Here is a 19943-nt window from a genome sequence, read left to right as displayed (position 1 = left end):
CTCACATGACCCACTCATGGCGTATTTCTGCATTGGCCGACCGGCACCGCGCCCTCGGCTCCCACCTCGAAGACTGGAACGGCATGGGCACTGCCTGGACCTACAGCAGTGACCTCGCCGACCACCACCAGGCGATCCGCACCCGCGCCGGCCTGATGGACGTGTCCGGCCTGAAAAAAGTCCATTACGTGGGGCCCCACGCCGAGAGCCTGTTGCAGTGGGCTACCACCCGCGACATCGCCAAGCTCTACCCGGGCAAATCGGTGTATGCCTCGATGCTCGACGAGGACGGCAAGTTCGTCGATGACTGCATCGTCTACCGCACCGGCCCCAACGCGTTCATGGTGGTGCATGGCGCCGGCGCCGGGCATGAAATGCTCGTGCGCTCGGCCCAGGGCCGGCAAGTGGCGGTGCTGTTCGATGACGACCTGCACGACCTGTCGCTGCAAGGTCCGCTGGCGGTGGATTTCCTCGCCGAACACGTGCCGGGCATCCGCCAACTGGCGTACTTCCACCACCTGCAAACCCGCCTGTTCGACCGCCCGGTGATGATCTCGCGCACCGGCTACACCGGCGAACGTGGCTATGAGATTTTCTGCAAGGCCGCCGATGCGCCGTTCCTGTGGGACAGCATCCTCGAACAAGGCGCGAGCCTGGGGATCATCCCCTGCGCCTTCACCGCCCTGGACTGGCTGCGGGTGGAAAGCTCGCTGATGTTTTTCCCCTACGACAACTCGCAGATGTACCCCTTCGCCGACCAGAAGGCCGGCGACACCCTCTGGGAAATGGGCCTGGATTTCACTGTTTCACCTGGCAAGAACGCCTTCCGTGGCGCCGAAGAACACCTGCGCCTGCGCGGCCAGGAGCGCTTCAAAATCACCGGCGTGCTGCTTGAGGGCGTCCGCGCCGCCGAGGCCGGCGACACCTTGTGGCAGGGCAACCAGCAAGTCGGCGTGATCACCTGCGGCATGTATTCGCGCCTGAGCAAACGCTCGATGGCCATCGCGCGCATGAGCGTCGCCTGTTCCGAACCCGGTATTGCCTTGCAGGTTCGCGGCAGCCTTGAGGCCAGCGCCAGCACCCACGCCCTGCCCTTCGACGACCCGCAGAAAACCAAGCGCACGGCCAAGGGCTGAGCCTTCCTTCACTGAACTCAGGAGCTTTCGATGGACGCCTCCCGCGAACATTACATTCTCAAGATCACCTGCCCGGCGGCGTCCGGGATCGTCGCCGCGATCAGCGCGTGCCTGGCCCAACAGCAGTGCTACATCAGCGAGCTGGCGCAGTTCGACGATGAGTTCACCGGGCAGTTTTTCATGCGCGCGGTGTTCCGTTTCAACACCGGCGTGAGCGGCGACATCGGCGCCCTGCGCAAAGGCCTCGGCGACCTGGCCGGTGGCTTCGACATGCACTGGCAGTTGTTCAGCTCGCGCCAACCGACCCGCGTGCTGCTGATGGTCAGCAAGTTCGACCACTGCCTCACCGACCTGCTCTACCGCCACCGCAAGGGCGAGATGGACATGCACATCACCGCCGTGGTCTCCAACCACCTGGACCTGCGGGCGATGGCCGAACGCGAAGGCATCCGCTTCATCTACCTGCCGATCACCCAGGACACCAAGGCCGGCCAGGAAGCCGAGCTGATGCGCATCGTCGAAGACACCCAGACCGACCTGGTGGTGCTCGCGCGCTACATGCAGATCCTGTCCGACGGCCTGTGCCAGCAACTGTCGGGCCGGGCGATCAATATCCACCACTCGTTCCTCCCAGGATTCAAGGGCGCCAAGCCGTATCACCAAGCCTATGACCGTGGCGTCAAGCTGATCGGCGCCACCGCCCACTACGTCACCAGCGACCTGGATGAAGGCCCGATCATCGAGCAGGAAATCCAGCGCGTCGACCATACCCACCTGCCCGACTCGCTGGTCGCCATCGGCCGCGACACCGAAACCGTGGCCCTTTCCAAAGCCCTGAAATACCACCTGGAACACCGGGTGTTCATCAACCAGGACAAGACAGTGATCTTTCGCTGAAACCTTCAGGAGGCACGCTCATGACCCTACGTGTTGCAATCATCGGTGCCGGCCCATGCGGCCTGGCGCAACTTCGCGCGTTCCAGTCGGCCCGCGACAAAGGCGCCGCCATCCCTGAGCTGGTGTGCTTTGAAAAACAGCAGGACTGGGGTGGCATGTGGAACTACACCTGGCGCACCGGCCTCGACGAGAACGGCGAGCCGGTGCACGGCAGCATGTACCGCTACCTGTGGTCCAACGGCCCCAAGGAATGCCTGGAGTTCGCCGACTACACCTTCGAAGAGCATTTCGGCCGGCCCATCGGTTCCTACCCGCCGCGTGAAGTGCTGTGGGACTACATCAAGGGCCGCGTGGAAAAGGCCGGCGTGCGCGACTACATCCGCTTCAACAATGTGGTGCGCCAAGTCACCTTCGACGAACAGAGCCAGCGCTTCACCCTCTACGCCCACGACTACACCAGCGACACCTTGACCTGTGAAGCATTCGACTACGTGATCAACGCCTGCGGCCACTTCTCCACGCCCAAGGTGCCGTATTTCGAAGGCTTCGAACAGTTCGCCGGGCGCATCCTGCATGCCCACGATTTTCGCGAGGCGCTGGAGTTCAAGGACAAGGACCTGCTGATCGTCGGCAGCAGCTATTCGGCCGAGGACATCGGCTCGCAATGCTACAAATACGGCGCGCGCAGCATCACCAGTTGCTACCGCAGTGCGCCCATGGGCTATGCCTGGCCGGATAACTGGGAAGAAAAACCGCTGCTCCAGCGCCTGGAAAACAACCGCGCGTACTTTGTCGATGGCAGCAGCAAGCACATCGACGCGGTGATCCTGTGCACCGGCTACAAGCACCACTTCCCGTTCCTGCCCGATGCACTGAGCCTCAAGACCGACAACCGCCTGTGGCCGATGAATCTCTACAAGGGCGTGTTTTGGGAACCCAATCCCCGCCTGATCTACCTCGGCATGCAGGACCAGTGGTACTCCTTCAACATGTTCGACGCCCAGGCCTGGTATGCCCGCGACGTGATCCTCGGGCGCATTCAACTGCCCGGCCACGCCGACATGGTCGCCGACAGCCAAGCGTGGCACGCACGGGAACAGGCCCTGGAAACCAACCAGCAGATGTTCGAGTACCAGGGCGCCTATATCCAGCAACTGGTGGACGCCACCGACTACCCGAATTTCGACATCGCCGCCGTCAACGAAACCTTCCTGCATTGGAAGCACGACAAGGCGGAAAACATCATGGGCTATCGCGACAAGTCCTATCGCTCGCTGATGACCGGCACCCAGTCGCCGCCGCACCACACGCCGTGGTTGCAGGCCCTGGATGACTCGATGGCGGCGTACCTGGGCGAGCCCGCGACCCCCATCAAGTCGGTCGGCTGATGATGAATGCACCGCGTGTTTCCCATCCCCGCGAACCCGGGCTGTTTGCCCGCGCGCCGAACCTGGAACGCTACCGCGTGGCCGCCGGCGGTGTGACCCTGGTCGACTTGCAGCCCGGCGACGGCCTGCAAGTGATCGACGTCGAAGGCCGGCAAACCTGCGCACTGCTGGCCCTCGACGCCGGCGGCCGCAGCGCCCTGGCGAGCTGGGGCCTGAGCGGGTCAACGGCGTGCAGCGTGCCTGGGCGTATCGGCCAGGCGCTCCAGCGGCGCGGCATCGATGCACAGGCCTTGCCGCTGGCGGCCTCGCTATGGGACGCCGACAGCCCGCCCGGCCACAGCCGGCAGTTTGTCGCCGAGGACGCGCTGCTGGTGATCGTCGCCGCCCCCGCCGAGGCCACCGCCGTCGACCGGCAATACCGGCCCAGCGAGCTGCGTCTGATAGTGACGCGGGCCAATCCGTCGCCGCTGCTGCTGCCGGCCCTGCCCGAGCCGTTGGGCCATGTACTCGACGAATTCACCCTTCGGGCGGGCACGGCCCACGGCTACACCGTCGCCAAAGGGCAGTACATCCAGGTGCTGGACGTCGCGGGCCGCCAGTGTTCGGACTTCGTCGCCCTCGACCGGCGCGCCCTGGATCGCGGCGTCGAGCTGGACCTGGACCAGACCGTCACGCGCACCCTGAACGGCAGCGCCTACCCGGCACCGGGGCTGTTTTCGAAGTTTTTCGACCGCCATATGCAACCGATGCTGGAGGTGGTGCAAGACACGGTCGGGCGCCACGATTCATTCGCCCTGGCCTGCGCGGCGCGCTACTACGAAACCCATGGCTATTTCGGGCACGACAACTGCAGCGACAACCTCAGCCGCGTCCTCGCCCCCCATGGCGTGCAGGCGCGCAACGGCTGGCCGGCGATCAATTTCTTCTTCAACACCGGTATCGATGCGCACCAGCAGATGACCCTGGATGAACCCTGGTCACGGCCCGGCGATTATGTGCTGCTGCGGGCCATGACCGACCTGCTGTGTGGCAGTACCTCGTGCCCGGATGACATTGACCCGGCCAATGGCTGGAACCCGACCGATATCCATGTCCGCATCTACAGCGAGAAGGAGCGTTTTTCCATCGCCATGAGCACTCGAACCACGGCGGATGCCGACCCGATCCTCACCCGTGAGTCCGCGTTTCACTCACGTACCCGCGCCCTCACCGGCAGCTTCACCGACTACCGCAACTGGTGGCTGCCGCTGCGCTACGACGGTTACGGCGTCACCGAGGAATACCTCGGTTGCCGCGAACGGGTGGCGGTGATGGACCTGACCGCCCTGCGCAAATTCGAAATCATCGGCCCCGACGCCGAAGCCCTGTTGCAGTACTGCCTGACCCGCGACGTACGGCGCCTGGCGGTGGGCCAGGTGGTGTATTCGGCGATGTGCCACGCCCACGGCGGCATGCTCGACGACGGTACCCTGCTGCGCCTGGGCCCGGACAACTTCCGCTGGATCTGCGGCGAAGACTACGCCGGCGTGTGGTTGCGCGAGCAGGCACAGAAACTGGGCATGAAGGTGTGGGTCAAGTCCGCCAGCGAGCAGATTCACAACCTGGCGGTGCAAGGGCCGCTGAGTCGCGAGCTGCTCAAGCAGATGGTCTGGACCCCGCCCACGCAACCGAGTGTGGAAACCCTCGGCTGGTTTCGCTTCCTGGTCGGTCGATTGGACGGTTTCGACGGCTGCCCGTTGATGATTTCGCGCACCGGCTACACCGGCGAACTGGGCTTTGAGGTGTGGTGCCAGCCCGAAGACGCCGAACGGGTCTGGGACCGCATCTGGCAACTCGGCCAACCCTTGGGGCTGGTGCCCCTGGGCCTGGAAGCCCTGGACCTGCTGCGCATCGAAGCCGGGCTGATTTTCGCCGGCTACGAGTTCAGCGACCAGACCGATCCGTTCGAGGCCGGTATCGGTTTCAGCGTGCCGCTCAAGAGCAAGACCGATGACTTTATCGGTCGCGACGCCCTGCTGCGGCGCAGCGCACACCCCAGCCACAAGCTGGTCGGCCTGCACCTGAGCGGCAACGAGACCGCCCACCATGGCGACCCGGTGTACCAGGGCCGAGCCCAGGTCGGGGTGATCACCAGTGCCTGCCGCTCACCGCTGCTGGCCAGCAATATCGCGCTGTGCCGGGTCGACGTGAGCTGCGCCGAGCCCGGCACTGAACTTGAAATTGGCAAAGTCGATGGCCTGCAGAAGCGCATCAGCGCCACGGTCAGCGCAGCGATTTTCTACGACCCGGACAAAAGCCGGGTGCGCAGCTGATCGTCCCGAAACGTGTGTGCCACCCCATTTTGACTGCCCCAACCTAACCGCTATTCAGACATGGGAATACGAAGATGGAAGCGACGACGTTCGAGGCTGTACCGCAGGCTGCCGGCTCGGTGGGCAGCCTGCACCGCAAGATCGACTGGCGCGGGGCCTTCTGGGTCGCCAGTGGCGTGCCCGCGCTGGTGTTGTTCTCCATCGGTGCGATCGCCGCCACGGTGGGCAAACCGGCATGGATCGTGTGGATCGTGTCGATCCTGTTCGGGTTTATACAGGCCTTCACCTACGCCGAGATCGCCGGGCTGTTCCCGCACAAATCCGGCGGCGCCTCGGTGTACGGCGCGGTGGCGTGGGTGCGCTACAGCAAGCTGATCGCACCGGTGTCAGTGTGGTGCAACTGGCTGGCCTGGTCGCCGGTGCTGTCCATCGGTTCGGGGCTGGCGGCGGGGTATATCCTCACGGCGCTGTTTCCCGCCGATGCGTTGATCAACACCTGGCAACTGACCCTGCTGGACCTCGGCTGGGTCAAGAGCGGCCTGTCGTTGCGCATCAACGCGACGTTCGCCATTGGCTTGTTGATTTTGCTCACGGTGTTTGCCGTGCAGCACGGCGGCATCCTGCGGTCGGCGCGCCTGACCCTGGTGCTCGGCGTCACCTCGTTGATTCCGCTGCTGCTGGTGGGCGTGGTGCCGTTGTTCACCGGGGATGCGACCCAGGCCAACTTCCTGCCGCTGTACCCCCTGGCCCATGACGCGGCCGGGCAAGTCATCGATGGGCCGTGGGATATGTCCGGCTGGTCACTGATGGCCGGTGGGCTGTTCATGGCGGCGTGGTCCACCTACGGCTTTGAAACGGCGGTGTGCTACACCCGCGAATTCAAGGACCCCAAGCGCGACACCTTCAAGGCGATCTTCTACGCCGGCCTGCTGTGCATCCTGGTGTTCACCCTGGTGCCGCTGGCGTTCCAAGGCAGCCTCGGGCTGGGCCAACTGGTAACGCCGGCGGTGCTCGACGCCAGTGGCGCAATCGTGACGCCCGCGGTGTACAGCGGCCTGCTCTCGCCCGCGATCTACAGCGGCATGGGCGTTGGCCAGGTGATGGCCGACAGCATCGGCGGCGGCAAGGTGGTGGCCAATATCGTGCTGATCATGCTGGTGCTGGCGACGTTGCTGGCGATCATGACCTCGATGTCCGGTTCGTCGCGCACCCTGTACCAGGCCTCGGTGGATGGCTGGCTGCCCAAGTACCTGGGGCGCACCAACGAACATGGCGCGCCGACAGCGGCGATGTGGACCGACCTGTCGTTCAACCTGCTGCTGTTGCTGATGTCGGACTACGTATTCGTGCTTGCGGCGTCCAACGTCAGCTACATCATCTTCAACTTCCTCAACCTCAATGCCGGCTGGATCCACCGCCTGGACCGCCCCGACTGGGTGCGCCCGTACAAAGCCCCCACCGTGCTGCTGGCGGCCGGCGGCGTGCTGAGTTTCGTCAACCTGGCCTGCATGGGCCTGGGCGCGGACATCTGGGGCGCAGGCACGCTGGTCACCGGCTTGCTGTTGGCGCTGCTGATCCTGCCGGTGTTCTGCTACCGCCACTATGTACAGGACAAGGGCCGCTTCCCTGCCGCCATGCTCACCGACCTGTATATCCAGGCCGATGACGGCCAGCGCCGCGCCGGCTGGCTGCCCTATGCCACGCTGGTCGCCGGTGTGCTGGTGGTGTATGCCTGCCATCAACTGGTAGCCTGAGCCTTCCGGCCTGCCTATGGCTGAGGGAGTCTTATCCCTCAGCGCCTTATTTCCCCAGACAACGGTGACGCTTTTGACCAGCTCTCTCCCCACGCTTGCCCGCGATATCGACGGCAAGGCCATCTCTGCCCAGGTGCTCGACGAGGTTCGCGAAGAGGTCCTGCTGCTCGCCTCGCAGCAAATCTACCCGGCCCTGGCGGTATTGCTGGTGGGCGATGACCCGGCCAGCCACGTCTACGTGCGCAATAAGCTGCTGCGGGCCAAGGAAGTCGGGATTCGCTCCCTGGAATACCGGCTGCCGGAGGATGCCAGCCAGACGCAGGTGCTCGACCTGCTTGCCCAGTTGAACGCCGACACGACGGTCAACGGCATCCTGGTGCAGTTACCGCTGCCGGCGCATATCGACGAAGCGGCAGTGATCCACGCGATCGACCCGATCAAGGATGTGGATGGCTTCCACCGCGAAAACGTCGGTGGCCTGGTGCAAGGCATCGAGGTGCTCACGCCCTGCACGCCCAGCGGCTGCATGCGCCTGCTGCACGAAACCTGCGGCGACTTGAGCGGCTTGCACGCGGTGGTGATCGGTCGTTCGAACATTGTCGGCAAACCCATGGCGACCCTGCTGCTGCAGGCCAACTGCTCGGTCAGCGTGGTGCACTCGCGCAGCGTCGATGCCCCGGCGTTGTGCCGTTTAGCCGACATCGTCGTCGCCGCCGTAGGCCGGCCGCAGTTGATCGACGCCAGTTGGCTCAAGCCCGGCGCAGTGGTGATTGATGTGGGGATCAACCGCATCACCACCGAGACCGGCACACGGTTGGTGGGGGATGTGGATTACGCCAGCGCACGCACCGTGGCCAGCGCAATCACACCGGTGCCCGGCGGTGTGGGGCCAATGACGATTGCCTACCTGCTGAAGAACACCCTGGTGGCGAGCCAGCTGCAACGCAGCAAGGCAAATGCGGGAGGGAACTTGCCCCCGATGGCCGTGGCTCAGCTACAACCAAGCTGACTGACAGACCGCTGTAGGCGCCTAGGTATCCACAACGCTAACCACGATGCGAAGCGAGCCGCTCTTGCTCTTGCTGTAGATCTTGATCTTGCTTTAGATCTTGATCTTGATCTTGATCTCAGGCGCCCCGTTAACCACGCTGGCCGGAATCCGATAGTGATTTGGGGGGTAAACCGGCAGGGATGCCGGTTTAGCCGCCCCGCGCCATGGATGGCGCGTGGCGGCGGCCCCCCACATCACTGTCGGATTACGGGCACACCGAGCCTAGGCGAGGTGCCGAGTGGTGGGGCAAGAGCCCTTTTGGTTACTTTTGGGGCTCTTTTCCAAAAGTGACCCGCCGTAAGGGCGGAACCCATAGCGGCCGTGACCGCAGCAACGGATATGTACTCGAACTGATCCAACATCCTGGTCGGCTGTCAGGCCGCCATCGGGAGCAAGCCCCCTCCCACATTTAGGTAGCGGGGCATCAGTTAGATAGTCGTCGGCTCCTGAGCCATCACGGAAGCAAGCTCCCCTCCTACATTTTGAGCTGCGTTTACTCAGGGGGAATGATCAGTGGTTGTAGGCCCGCTCATTATGCTCGGCCAGGTCCAACCCCATCTCCTCCACCGACTCATGGGCACGCAAGCCAACCAGGGCATTGACCCCCTTGAGGATGATCCAACTGATCACAAAACAGTACACCGTAGTCAGCAGCACCCCCTTGAGCTGGGCAACCACCTGCCCGCCCATGGTCACGCCTTCCACCAGGCCCCCCATGGACGGTACACAGAACACGCCCGTCAACACCGCGCCAATCATCCCGCCAATGCCGTGCAGGCCGAACACATCGAGGCTGTCGTCGTAGCCGAAACGGCGCTTCAACACCGTCACGCTCAAGTAGCAGAACACCCCGCACAACAAGCCGATGGCCAACGCACCGCCGACGCCCACGTAGGCACACGCCGGGGTGATCCCCACCAGGCCGGCCAACGCGCCGCTGGCCAGGCCGAGGGCACTGGGCTTGCCGACCTTGAACCACTCGGTGAACATCCAGCCGAGAATCCCGGCGCAGGCGCCCAACTGAGTGTTGAGCATGACGATGCCCGAGGTGCCGCTGAGGCCGCCACCGGAGCCGATATTGAAGCCGAACCAGCCGACCCAGAGCATCGCCGCGCCGGCCATGGTCAGGCTGAGGTTATGCGCCGGCATCGGCGTGTTCTGGTAGCCCTTGCGCTTGCCGAGGATCAGGCACGCAGCGAGCGCAGCCACACCGGCATTGATGTGCACGGCGGTGCCGCCGGCAAAGTCGAGCACGCCCCAGTTATGCATCAAGGCCCCCGAACCGCCCCAGACCATATGCGCCACCGGGGCATAGACCAGGGTGAACCAGATGGCCATGAACAGCAGCGCCGCCGAGAACTTCATGCGTTCGGCAAAGGCGCCGGCGATCAGGGCCGGGGTGATGATGGCGAAGGTCATCTGGAAGGTCACGAACACCCCTTCCGGAATATCCCCCACCAGGCTCTCCGGGGTCATGCCCGCCAGGAAGGCGCGGCTCAGGCCGCCGACAAAACTGTTGAAGGTCACCTGCCCTTCGACCATGCCGGTGGTGTCGACCACCATGCTGTAGCCGTAGATCACCCACAGCACGCCCACCAAGCCGGCAATGCCGAAGCACTGGGTGAACAGCGAAAGCATGTTTTTCGCACGGACCAGGCCACCGTAGAACAACGCGAGCCCCGGCAAGCACATGAACAGCACCAGCACGGCGGCGGTGACCATCCAGGCGGTGCTGCCGGTGTTCAAGGTGGGGGCGTCGGCGGCCTGGGCGAGGGGCACAAGTGCACCGGTCGCCAATAAGCCAATAAGGGATTTGCCGAGAAGACGATTGATCATGTTCAAAGCTCCTGCAACAGAAGTGTGTAGGAGCGAGCTTGCTCGCGAAAAACGTCCAGGCAACGCGTTCATCCAGGGTGCCAGCGTTATCGTTGACGATCTTCGCGAGCAAGCTCGCTCCTACAGGGGGGGTAAACTCAGTAACCGGAACCCGGCACCCAACTGGTCCCCGCCAGCGGCACCCGCGCCATGGCGGCCGATTCCACTGTCAGCGCCACCAGGTCCTCGGGGTCGAGGTTGTGCAGGTGCGACTTGCCGCACGCACGGGCCATGGTCTGCGCCTCCAGCACCATCACCCGCAGGTAGTTGGCCAACCGCCGCCCGCCTTCCACCGGGTCGAGGCGCTTGGACAGCTCCGGGTCCTGGGTGGTGATGCCGGCCGGGTCGCGGCCGTTTTGCCAGTCGTCATAGAAGCCGGCGGCCGAGCCGATCTTTTTCAGTTCCGCGTCCAGCCGTGGGTGGTTGTCACCCAGGGCAATCAGCGCCGCCGTGCCGATGGCGACCGCATCCGCGCCCATCGCCATGGCCTTGGCCACATCGGCACCGTTGCGAATCCCGCCCGACACGATCAACTGGACCTTGCGGTGCATGCCCATCTCTTGCAAAGCCTGTACCGCTTGCGGGATGGCCGACAAAATCGGGATGCCCACATGCTCGATAAACACTTCCTGGGTCGCGGCGGTGCCGCCTTGCATGCCGTCGAGCACGATCACATCGGCACCGGCCTTGACCGCCAGCTTCACGTCGTAATACGGCCGGCTCGCGCCGATTTTCACGTAGATCGGTTTTTCCCAATCGGTGATTTCGCGCAGCTCGGCAATCTTGATCGCCAGGTCGTCGGGGCCGGTCCAGTCCGGGTGGCGGCAGGCGCTGCGCTGGTCCACGCCGATCGGCAAGGTGCGCATGCCGGCCACACGCTCGGTGACTTTCATGCCGAGCAACATGCCGCCACCGCCGGGCTTGGCGCCCTGGCCGAGGACGATCTCGATGGCGTCGGCCTTGCGCAAATCATCCGGGTTCATGCCGTAGCGTGATGGCAGGTACTGATACACCAGGTGCTGGGACTGGCCGCGCTCTTCCGGGGTCATGCCGCCGTCACCGGTGGTGGTGCTGGTGCCGGCGATGGTCGCGCCACGGCCCAGGGCTTCCTTGGCGTTGGCCGACAATGCACCGAAACTCATACCGGCGATGGTCACCGGGATCTTCAGGTGGATCGGCTTCTTGGCGAAGCGGTTGCCGAGGATCACATCGGTGCCGCACTTCTCGCGATAGCCTTCCAGCGGGTAGCGCGACACGCTGGCGCCGAGCAGCAGCAAGTCATCGAAGTGCGGCAGCTTGCGCTTGGTGCCGCCACCGCGAATGTCGTAGATGCCGGTTTCGGCGGCACGCTGGATTTCCTGGATGGTCAGGCGGTCGAAGGTGGCCGACTCGCGCAGGACCGGAGGGGTTTGTTCAGTCATGGTGGAGCTCCTGATCAGTACGCGGAGGCGTTATCGACTTTGAAGTTGTAGAGTTGACGGGCCGAGCCGTAGCGCTTGAAATCCGCCGCCTGGTGGGCGAAACCGGCGCGGTCGAGCAGCTCCTGCAACTCTTGCAGGTGCTCGCTGCGCATCTCTTTTTCGACGCAGTCCGAGCCCAGGGACTCCACCGTGCCTTTCACGTAGATATGGGTTTCGTAGAGCGAATCCCCCAGCGCATCGCCGGCGTCGCCGCACACCACCAGGCGCCCGGCCTGGCCCATGAAGCAGCTCATATGGCCAATGCTGCCGCCGACGACGATGTCGATGCCCTTCATGGAGATCCCGCAACGCGCGCCCGCGTCGCCCTCGATCACCAGCAGACCGCCATGGGCCGTGGCCCCGGCCGCCTGGGACGCGCTGCCTTTGACGCGCACCGAGCCGGACATCATGTTCTCGGCGCAGCCCACGCCGACATTGCCGTGCACGGTGATCGAGGCCTGCTGGTTCATGCCCGCGCAGTAGTAGCCGGCGTGGCCCTCGATATCGATGGACACGGCCTGGTTCACCCCCACCGCGAGGTTGTGCTTGCCGTTGGAATGGGTCACGCGCCACTCGTTGTCGATGGCCTGGGCGTGCAGCGCCTGGTTGAGGTCACGCACGGTGGCGGTGGAAAGATCGATGGTTTTCATGTGTGCGCTCCTTAAGCTGACGGGCGTTCCCAGATGTACAACGTGGCCGGCGCCGGCTCCCAGATCCGCGCGTTCTCGATGCCCGGCAGGCTCGACAGCGCCTGGTATTCGGAGGCCATGGCGACGTAGTCGTCGGTCTCGGCCAAGATCGCCGGCTTGCACGCAATCGGGTCGCGGATCACCGCAAAGCCGTTGCGCGTGCCGATGGCGAAGGTGAAGAAGCCGTCGAGGTCTTCCAGGGAATGGTCCAGCGCCTCTTTGAGCGAGTCGCCCTGTTGCAGGCGCCAGGTCAGGTAGCCGGCGGCGACTTCGGTGTCGTTGTCGGTTTCGAAGTGGATGCCTTCGCGCTTGAGTTCCTGGCGCAGGCGAAAGTGGTTGGACAGCGAGCCGTTGTGCACCAGGCACAGGTCGGCGCCGGTGGAGAACGGGTGGCTGCCTTCCATGGTCACCGCGCTTTCGGTGGCCATGCGGGTGTGGCCGATGATGTGGCTGCCCTGCATGTTTGCCAGGCCGAAGCGTTGGGAAATTTCCTGGGGCAGGCCCATGCCCTTGAGGATCTCGATGCTCTGCCCGGCGCTCATGATGCGCACGCTCGGCGCCAGTTCGGCCAGGGCCAGGCGCACCGGGGTTTCGTCGGCGTGGATCTTCAATACGGCGGCGCTGGCGTTCTGGAACCAGTCCAGGGAACAGCCGAGGCGCCCTTCCAGCTCGCCCATCAAGCCTTTCCAATCGAAGGCTTCGGTGGTGGCTTGCAGGGTCAGCTTGACCCAGCCATCGGCGACTTCATCGCCGTAGATGGCGAAACCGGCGCTGTCCGGGCCACGGTCGGTCATGGCTTGCAGCATGGGTTCAAACAGCTTGCCGAGCTGGGGTTCCAGCTGCGGATTCTTCAGGTACAGGCCTACGATTCCACACATAACAAGTCTCCGTCACACGGTGTCAGAAAAATTCGGTATAGCGCTGGATTTCCCAGTCGCTCACATGGCGGCTGTACTCCACCCACTCCATGCGCTTGAGCTTGATGAACTCGCCCACGATCTGCGGGCCGAGCACTTCGGCGAACAGCGCGTCGGCTTCCAGCGCGTCGCAGGCTTCCTTGAGGGATTGCGGCAGGGTCTTGATGCCGCGCTCGGCGATCTGCTCGAGGCTCAGGCTGTAGAGGTTTTCGTTGCAGACGTGGTCGATTTCCAGCTGGCGATCGATACCGTCCAGGCCTGCGGCGATGATCGCGGCGCTGACCAGGTAGGGGTTGCAGCCGGCATCCGGCAGGCGGAACTCCAGGCGGCCATACGGCACGCGCACCATGGCCGAGCGGTTGTTGGCGCCAAACGCAATAAAGGCCGGGGCCCAGGTGGCACCGGACAACGAGTTGCCGACCACCAGGCGCTTGTAGGAGTTGACCGTGGGCGCGGCGAACGCACACAGCGCCGGGCCATGGGCGAGCAAGCCGGCGGCGAAGTGATAGGCGAGTTTCGACAGGCCCATGCCGCTCGGGTCGCTGGCGTCATGGAACAGGTTTTTGTTATCAAAGCTGCTGATCGACAGGTGAAAGTGCATGCCGTTGCCGGCGCGCTTCGGGTCGGGTTTGGGCATGAAGGAGCAGATCATGCCCAGGTCATTGGCGATCTCGCCGGCGGCCATGCGGAAGAAGGTGAAACGGTCGGCGGAGGTCAAGGCGTCGCTGTAGGTGTAATTGATCTCGAACTGGCCGTTGGCGTCCTCGTGGTCGATTTGATAGACCTCGAAATCCACCGCCTGCAAGGCTTCGGTCAGGCGCTCGAGGAACACCCGCGAACGCGACAGGCCCTTGTAGTCGTAGCAAGGCTTGTCGAGGTTGTCGCTGGGGTCTACCAGTTGCAGTTTGCCGTGCTCGTCGCGGCGCATCAGGTTGAACTCGGGCTCCAGGCCAGTGTTCAGCGTCCAGCCCTTGTCCTGCAGGCGCTGCACTTGTTGCTGCAGCACGTAGCGGCTGTCGTAGGGATGAGGCTTGCCGTCGACATGCCCGACGCACACCACGCGCCCATAACCTGGCTGCCAGGGGACCGGGGTCAAGGTCGACAGATCGCCGCGCGCCATGAAGTCCGGACCATGGGGCTCCATGCCCATGCCACTGATGGCAAACCCGGCAAACCCTGCACCCTCTTCGGCCACGGTCTTGAGCCCGCAGATGGGCACCGACTTGGTCTTGGCCGCACCGTGTATATCCACAAACTGCGCAAGCACGTATTTGATCCCGTGCTTGTCGATGATGCGCTGGGTTTCTGCTGGCAACATTGCGTGTCACTCCTCGCGAAAGGCAAAACCGTGTGGGTGGGCCTAGGCTGTCTTTTTATTCCTAAAAAGAAAGTTAGTTTCCCTACAGGAATGCAATACCCTTGCCAGATTCGTGATCGACACATCGAAGTGGGTGGAGCTGCGCTTTTGTGCTGTATATATGGGAAAATTCTTTTCCCCGCAGGAATACGCACAGCGGGGTGGCCTTCAAGCGCCAGACCTTGCACTTTCCCAGTGCGAAAATAATATTACTGAACGGAAACCGTGCAGGAGCCGATGATCATGTCCACCGAAACCGCCCCGCGCCTCAAGCTCGAGCAATACCTGGGGCTGCAGATCAAACGCCAGCGCCAGGCCCAGGACCTGAAGCTGTCCGACGTGGCGAAGATTGCCGATATCAGCCAGGGCATGTTGAGCAAGATCGAGAACGCCCAGGTCTCCACCAGCCTCGATACCTTGAGCCGCCTGTGCGATGTGCTCGGGCTGCCGTTATCGAAGTTATTCAGCGAATACGACCAGCAGGATGGCAGCGCCTTGCTGGTCAAGGCCGACCAGGGCATGGAAGTGGTGCGCCGGGGGACCGAGAAGGGGCATACCTATCACCTGCTCAACCACACGCGCGGGCCGAAGAAGAGCTTCGAGGCGTACATGGTCAGCATGGATGACGCCAGTGAGGAGTTTCCGACCTTTGCCCATCCAGGGACGGAGTTTCTGCATTTGCTGGAGGGGGAGTTGATTTACCGGCATGGCAACCAGCTGTATCGGATGGAGGCCGGGGACAGCTTGACGTTTGAGGGCGAGATTCCCCATGGGCCGGAGGAGTTGGTGCGGGTGCCGATTCGGTTGTTGTCGATCATGAATTATGGGGGGGATAAGGAGTGATCGTGGGCATATCCGTTGTTCAGGTCACGGCCGGCTAAGATCAAACATCGGAGCAAGGTCTACCGGATGTATGCAGATCAACCTGTGGGAGGGGCGGTGCGACGGTTCGACTTGCCCCCGATTGCAGTGGGTCAGCCACAGATGCATCAACTGACACGCCCTCATCGGGGCATGGGTATCTACACAACTTTCAGGCTGAAAAATCTCTTTGGGGTGAGGGAGCTTGGTTCCGTGGCGGCCTTTGGGCCGACCGCTTTTTGGGGTTTGGGTGAGTACATATCCGTTGCTGCGGTAACGGCGGCTATTGGTTCCGCCCTTACGGCGGGTCACTTTGGAAAAGCCCCAAAGTAACCAAAGGGCTCTTGCCCCACCACTCGGTACCTCGCCTAGGCTCGGTATGCCCGAACGCAGGCTTGAATCCGTGGGCCGCCGTCATGGGCCATCCCTGGCCCAGGACGGCTAACCCGGCGTCCTGCCGGGTTACCCACGGATTCAAGCCTGCGTTCGGCCAGCGTGGTTAACGGGGCGCCTGAGATCAAGATCAAAAGCCAGAGCCAGAGCCAGAGCCAGAGCCAGAGCAGATCAAAAGATTGCTGACTTCGTCAGCGATTAAGGAAGTAGAAGCCACACCGCGTACGCTTCAATAATCAGGTCGGCTTTAAGGCCGCCTCGCTTTTGTTTTTGATTTGGCATCGCCCCGTCAAACACGCTGGCCGAACGCAGGCTTTGGAGCGTGGGTAACCCGGCAGGACGCCGGGTTAGCCGCGCTGGGCCATGGATGGCCCATCGCGGCGGCCCACGCTCCAAAGCCGGAGTGAGGGCATGCCGAGCCTAGGCGAGGCACCGAGTGTTGGGGCGAAGGCCTTTTGCTTACTTTTGGGCCTTTCCAAAAGTGAGCCGCCGTAAGGGCGGAACCCTAAGCCGCCGTTACCGCAGCAACGGATATGTACCCGGTCCAATCCAAAAAAATAGTCGGCCCAGAGGCCGCCATCGGGGGCAAGCCCCCCTCCCCCATTTCTAACCGCGTCCACCCGCGAGTGTGGGGCGAAGTCCTATAGTGACTGGTGGCGCCCAGCCCAAAAATTTCCCCTCAGTTAAAAAACTTTCCCAAAAACCCTGGACGCCCTGCCCCCATTCCCATATAAAGCCACTTCAGGAATATTTTATTCCCCACAAGAAAACGCGCTCAAGGAATGAGCCTGCTGTCCTCAGACATTTTTTCGCTATGCGATGAGCTGCCGCCATCATCCCGAGGACGTGTCATGCAACACGAAAAAAACCATTTCATCATCAAGGTGACGTGCCCCGCCGTGTCCGGCATCGTCGCTGCCGTCACCACTTACCTGGCGGACAAGGCGTGCTACATCGGGGAAATGGCGCAGTTCGATGATGACTTCAGCGGCCGCTTTTTCATGCGTGCCGTGTTCCGTTTCAACGATGGCCACACAGGCGACCTGCAAGAGATCAGAGACGGTTTCGCCGATGTCGCCCAGGCCTTCGACATGCAGTGGGAGCTGCACGACACCCGCGAGCCGATGCGCGTGATGCTGATGGTGAGCAAGTTCGACCACTGCCTCACCGACCTGCTCTACCGCTACCACAAGGGCGAGATGGACATGACCATCACCGCCATCGTCTCCAACCACCTCGACCTGCGGCCGATGGCCGAGCGCGAGGGCATTCGCTTTATCTACCTGCCGGTGTCCAGGGACAACAAGGCCGCGCAGGAAACCGAGCTGATGAAGATCGTCGACGACACCCGCACCGAGCTGGTGGTGTTGGCGCGCTACATGCAGATCCTCTCCGACGACCTGTGCCGGCAACTGTCGGGGCGGGCGATCAATATCCACCATTCGTTCCTGCCCGGGTTCAAGGGTGCCAAGCCCTATCACCAGGCGTATCAACGCGGTGTGAAGTTGATCGGTGCCACCGCGCACTATGTGACCAGCGACCTGGATGAGGGCCCGATCATCGAGCAGGAAGTGCAGCGCGTCGACCACGTGTACAAGCCCGACGACCTGGTCGCCATCGGCCGCGACACCGAAACCGTGGCCCTGTCCAAGGCGGTCAAGTACCACCTGGAGCACCGGGTCTTCCTCAATCAGGACAGAACGGTGGTGTTCCGGTGAGCGCGCATAAACTGATCGACGGCAAAGCCGCCGCGGCGCGCGTGCTGCTGCAAGTGCGCGAGGACGTGGCGCGGCTGCATGGGCAGGCTATTCAACCGGCGCTGGCGGTGATCCTGGTGGGCAGCGACCCGGCCAGCCAGGTCTATGTGCGCAACAAGATCCTGCGCGCCGAAGAGGTGGGCATCCGCTCCGTGGAGCATCGCCTGCCCGGCGATACCAGCACCGAACACTTGTTGATCCTGATCGGCCAATTGAATGCCGACCCGGCGATCCACGGCGTCCTCCTGCAATTGCCGTTGCCGGCGCAGATGGACGAACTGCGCGCCCTGGAGGCCATCGCGCCAGACAAGGACGTCGACGGGTTTCACAGCCAGAACGTCGGTGGCCTCAGCCAGGGCCGCGCAGTGCTCACGCCATGCACCCCGAGCGGTTGCCTGTATCTGTTGGAGCAAACCTGCGGCGACCTGCGTGGCAAACACGCGGTGGTAATCGGCCGTTCGAACATCGTCGGTAAGCCCATGGCCGCGCTGCTGCTCAAGGCGGATTGCTCGGTGACCGTGCTGCATTCGCGCAGCCACGACGCCCAGGCCCTGTGTCGCCAGGCCGATATCGTGATCGCCGCCGTGGGCCGCGCCCGCTTGATTGACGCGAGCTGGTTGAAGCCCGGCGCGGTGGTGATCGATGTCGGCATCAACCGCATCGACGACGACGGCCGCAGCCGCCTGGTGGGTGATGTCGACTTCGACAGCGCCCTGCCCCATGTCGCCGCCATCACCCCGGTGCCCGGCGGTGTCGGGCCGATGACCATTGCCTTCCTGATGAAAAACACCGTGGCCGCCGCCCTGGCGCAACACCACGCCCTACGCAGCCAATCGGAGGCCGTATGCCATTCAATCTATTGAAATACGGGCTGAGTTCGGAGTACCCGGTGGAGGTGGACCTGCCACCGCCCAAGGAACTCAAGTCGAGTTACGACGTGGTGATCATCGGCGCCGGTGGCCATGGCCTGGCGACGGCCTACTACCTGGCCAAGTACCACGGCATCACCAATATAGCGGTGCTGGAAAAGGCCTACCTGGGCGGCGGCAATACCGCGCGCAATACGGCGGTGATCCGCTCCAACTACCTCACCAGCGAAGGCGTTCGTTTCTATGCCGAGTCGGTGAAGATGTTCCAGTCGCTGTCCAACGAATTCGATTTCAACATCATGTACTCCGAGCGCGGCCAACTGACCCTCGCCCACACCGACGCCACCGTGCGTTCGTTCCGCCAGCGTGCCGAGGTCAACAAACACTTCGGCGGGCGTACCGAGATGATCGACCGCCAGCAGATCCGCGAGCTGGTGCCCAGCCTCAACCTCGACCCCGGCCACTTGCCGGTAATCGCCGGGCTCTGGCATATCGACGGCGCCACCGCGCGTCACGATGCCGTGGCCTGGGGCTACGCCAAGCAGGCGGCCAAGCGTGGCGTGGAAATCCATCAGCTCACTGAAGTGCAGGACCTGGTGATCGAGAACGGTGCCATCACCGCGGTGAAAACCAATCGCGGCACCATCCGGTGCGGCTGCGCGGTGCAGGCGATTGCCGGGCACAGCTCGCTGCTGATGGCCAAGGCCGGTATCCGTTCGCCGATCCAGACCTTCCCGTTGCAGGCCATGGTCACCCAGCCGTTCAAGCCGTTCCTCGACCCGTTGGTGAGTTCCTCGGCCCTGCACTGCTACGTGCAGCAAACCAGCCGTGGCGAAGTGGTGTTCGGTGGCGGTTCCGACCCGTACCCGCTGTTCAACACGCGCTCGACCCTGGACCTCAAGGAAAGCCTGTTGGCCCATGCCATCGAGATGTTTCCGTTCCTGGCCAACGCCAAGTTGATGCGCCAGTGGGCCGGGATCACCGACATGACCCCCGACTACAGCCCGATCATGGGCCTGTCGCCGCTGAAGAATTACTACCTCGACGCCGGCTGGGGCACCTGGGGCTTCAAGGCCACGCCGATCTGCGGCAAGACCATGGCCGAGCTGGTCGCCAGCGGCGGCAAGGTGCCGGACTTGATCAAGCCCTTCGGCCTCGAACGTTTCTCGACCTTCCAGCAAGTCAACGAAATGGGCGCCACAGCGGCCAGCCACTGACGGAGAGCAG

General features: G+C 63.3%; 15 protein-coding genes. 10 read left to right on the top strand and 5 right to left on the bottom strand.

Annotated elements, in window-relative coordinates; genetic code table 11:
• Positions 1-5: 5 nt before the first annotated feature.
• The 6 genes from Q8X51_RS19285 to folD (Q8X51_RS19260) all read left to right on the top strand — a co-directional run bounded on the left by Q8X51_RS19285 (position 6) and on the right by folD (Q8X51_RS19260) (position 8496).
• Positions 6-1136, top strand: coding sequence for an aminomethyltransferase family protein (locus Q8X51_RS19285; protein ID WP_407694387.1), 1131 nt, complete (start codon positions 6-8; stop codon positions 1134-1136).
• 30 nt (positions 1137-1166) lie between these two features.
• A complete protein-coding gene (gene purU / locus Q8X51_RS19280) occupies positions 1167-2033 on the top strand; it encodes a formyltetrahydrofolate deformylase (RefSeq protein ID WP_065939724.1) in 867 nt (288 codons plus the stop codon).
• 20 nt (positions 2034-2053) lie between these two features.
• On the top strand, positions 2054-3421 hold the full coding sequence (locus Q8X51_RS19275) for an NAD(P)-binding domain-containing protein (RefSeq protein WP_065946537.1): 1368 nt from the start codon (positions 2054-2056) through the stop codon (positions 3419-3421).
• 2 nt (positions 3422-3423) lie between these two features.
• Positions 3424-5733: a DUF1989 domain-containing protein gene (locus Q8X51_RS19270; RefSeq protein ID WP_407694388.1), complete on the top strand. Its 2310-nt coding sequence runs from the start codon at positions 3424-3426 to the stop codon at positions 5731-5733.
• 74 nt (positions 5734-5807) lie between these two features.
• Positions 5808-7487 carry an APC family permease gene (locus Q8X51_RS19265; RefSeq protein ID WP_315871569.1) on the top strand — a complete coding sequence of 560 codons (1680 nt, stop codon included), beginning with the start codon at positions 5808-5810 and terminating at the stop codon, positions 7485-7487.
• A gap of 16 nt (positions 7488-7503) precedes the next feature.
• Complete coding sequence (folD, locus tag Q8X51_RS19260; protein WP_083221223.1) at positions 7504-8496, top strand: bifunctional methylenetetrahydrofolate dehydrogenase/methenyltetrahydrofolate cyclohydrolase FolD; 993 nt, start codon at positions 7504-7506, stop codon at positions 8494-8496.
• A gap of 552 nt (positions 8497-9048) precedes the next feature.
• Here the strand turns inward: folD (Q8X51_RS19260) and Q8X51_RS19255 are convergent.
• The 5 genes from Q8X51_RS19255 to glnT all read right to left on the bottom strand — a co-directional run bounded on the left by Q8X51_RS19255 (position 9049) and on the right by glnT (position 14797).
• Complete coding sequence (locus tag Q8X51_RS19255; protein ID WP_065925859.1) at positions 9049-10374, bottom strand: ammonium transporter; 1326 nt, start codon at positions 10372-10374, stop codon at positions 9049-9051.
• A gap of 137 nt (positions 10375-10511) precedes the next feature.
• Complete coding sequence (locus tag Q8X51_RS19250) at positions 10512-11834, bottom strand: FMN-binding glutamate synthase family protein (RefSeq protein WP_027603581.1); 1323 nt, start codon at positions 11832-11834, stop codon at positions 10512-10514.
• A gap of 14 nt (positions 11835-11848) precedes the next feature.
• Complete coding sequence (locus tag Q8X51_RS19245; RefSeq protein ID WP_027603580.1) at positions 11849-12523, bottom strand: protein glxC; 675 nt, start codon at positions 12521-12523, stop codon at positions 11849-11851.
• 11 nt (positions 12524-12534) lie between these two features.
• Positions 12535-13440, bottom strand: coding sequence for a class II glutamine amidotransferase (locus tag Q8X51_RS19240; RefSeq protein ID WP_407694389.1), 906 nt, complete (start codon positions 13438-13440; stop codon positions 12535-12537).
• A gap of 22 nt (positions 13441-13462) precedes the next feature.
• On the bottom strand, positions 13463-14797 hold the full coding sequence (gene glnT / locus Q8X51_RS19235; protein ID WP_065925861.1) for a type III glutamate--ammonia ligase: 1335 nt from the start codon (positions 14795-14797) through the stop codon (positions 13463-13465).
• Between the two features lie 282 nt (positions 14798-15079).
• On the opposite strand from glnT, the gene Q8X51_RS19230 reads away from it, so the two are divergent.
• From Q8X51_RS19230 to Q8X51_RS19215, 4 genes are all read left to right on the top strand, one after another.
• Positions 15080-15679 carry a helix-turn-helix domain-containing protein gene (locus Q8X51_RS19230; RefSeq protein ID WP_041161149.1) on the top strand — a complete coding sequence of 200 codons (600 nt, stop codon included), beginning with the start codon at positions 15080-15082 and terminating at the stop codon, positions 15677-15679.
• A 1262-nt stretch (positions 15680-16941) separates the two neighbouring features.
• The gene (gene purU, locus Q8X51_RS19225) at positions 16942-17808 is read left to right on the top strand and encodes a formyltetrahydrofolate deformylase (protein ID WP_065925509.1); all 867 of its coding nucleotides are present in this window, start codon (positions 16942-16944) and stop codon (positions 17806-17808) included.
• Positions 17805-18710 carry a bifunctional methylenetetrahydrofolate dehydrogenase/methenyltetrahydrofolate cyclohydrolase FolD gene (gene folD / locus Q8X51_RS19220; RefSeq protein ID WP_065925510.1) on the top strand — a complete coding sequence of 302 codons (906 nt, stop codon included), beginning with the start codon at positions 17805-17807 and terminating at the stop codon, positions 18708-18710. Before purU (Q8X51_RS19225) ends, folD (Q8X51_RS19220) begins: the two co-directional genes overlap by 4 nt.
• The gene (locus Q8X51_RS19215) at positions 18692-19933 is read left to right on the top strand and encodes an FAD-dependent oxidoreductase (RefSeq protein WP_065925511.1); all 1242 of its coding nucleotides are present in this window, start codon (positions 18692-18694) and stop codon (positions 19931-19933) included. The genes folD (Q8X51_RS19220) and Q8X51_RS19215 overlap by 19 nt, the downstream gene beginning before the upstream one ends.
• Positions 19934-19943: the final 10 nt, after the last annotated feature.

This window comes from Pseudomonas sp. Yb2C2, from assembly GCF_052112325.1.
Classification (GTDB): Bacteria; Pseudomonadota; Gammaproteobacteria; order Pseudomonadales; family Pseudomonadaceae; genus Aquipseudomonas; species Aquipseudomonas marginalis.
This window is presented reverse-complemented; position numbering and strand designations above follow the sequence as displayed.

Excerpts from the sequence above, each read along its gene's own strand:
- Q8X51_RS19285 (WP_407694387.1), top strand. The coding sequence starts at position 6 with ATGACCCACTCATGGCGTATTTCTGCATTGGCCGACCGGCACCGCGCC.
- purU (WP_065939724.1), top strand. The coding sequence starts at position 1,167 with ATGGACGCCTCCCGCGAACATTACATTCTCAAGATCACCTGCCCGGCG.
- Q8X51_RS19275 (WP_065946537.1), top strand. The coding sequence starts at position 2,054 with ATGACCCTACGTGTTGCAATCATCGGTGCCGGCCCATGCGGCCTGGCG.
- Q8X51_RS19270 (WP_407694388.1), top strand. The coding sequence starts at position 3,424 with ATGAATGCACCGCGTGTTTCCCATCCCCGCGAACCCGGGCTGTTTGCC.
- Q8X51_RS19265 (WP_315871569.1), top strand. The coding sequence starts at position 5,808 with ATGGAAGCGACGACGTTCGAGGCTGTACCGCAGGCTGCCGGCTCGGTG.
- folD (WP_083221223.1), top strand. The coding sequence starts at position 7,504 with ATGGCTGAGGGAGTCTTATCCCTCAGCGCCTTATTTCCCCAGACAACG.
- Q8X51_RS19255 (WP_065925859.1), bottom strand. The coding sequence starts at position 10,374 with ATGATCAATCGTCTTCTCGGCAAATCCCTTATTGGCTTATTGGCGACC.
- Q8X51_RS19250 (WP_027603581.1), bottom strand. The coding sequence starts at position 11,834 with ATGACTGAACAAACCCCTCCGGTCCTGCGCGAGTCGGCCACCTTCGAC.
- Q8X51_RS19245 (WP_027603580.1), bottom strand. The coding sequence starts at position 12,523 with ATGAAAACCATCGATCTTTCCACCGCCACCGTGCGTGACCTCAACCAG.
- Q8X51_RS19240 (WP_407694389.1), bottom strand. The coding sequence starts at position 13,440 with ATGTGTGGAATCGTAGGCCTGTACCTGAAGAATCCGCAGCTGGAACCC.
- glnT (WP_065925861.1), bottom strand. The coding sequence starts at position 14,797 with ATGTTGCCAGCAGAAACCCAGCGCATCATCGACAAGCACGGGATCAAA.
- Q8X51_RS19230 (WP_041161149.1), top strand. The coding sequence starts at position 15,080 with ATGTCCACCGAAACCGCCCCGCGCCTCAAGCTCGAGCAATACCTGGGG.
- purU (WP_065925509.1), top strand. The coding sequence starts at position 16,942 with ATGCAACACGAAAAAAACCATTTCATCATCAAGGTGACGTGCCCCGCC.
- Q8X51_RS19215 (WP_065925511.1), top strand. The coding sequence starts at position 18,692 with ATGCCATTCAATCTATTGAAATACGGGCTGAGTTCGGAGTACCCGGTG.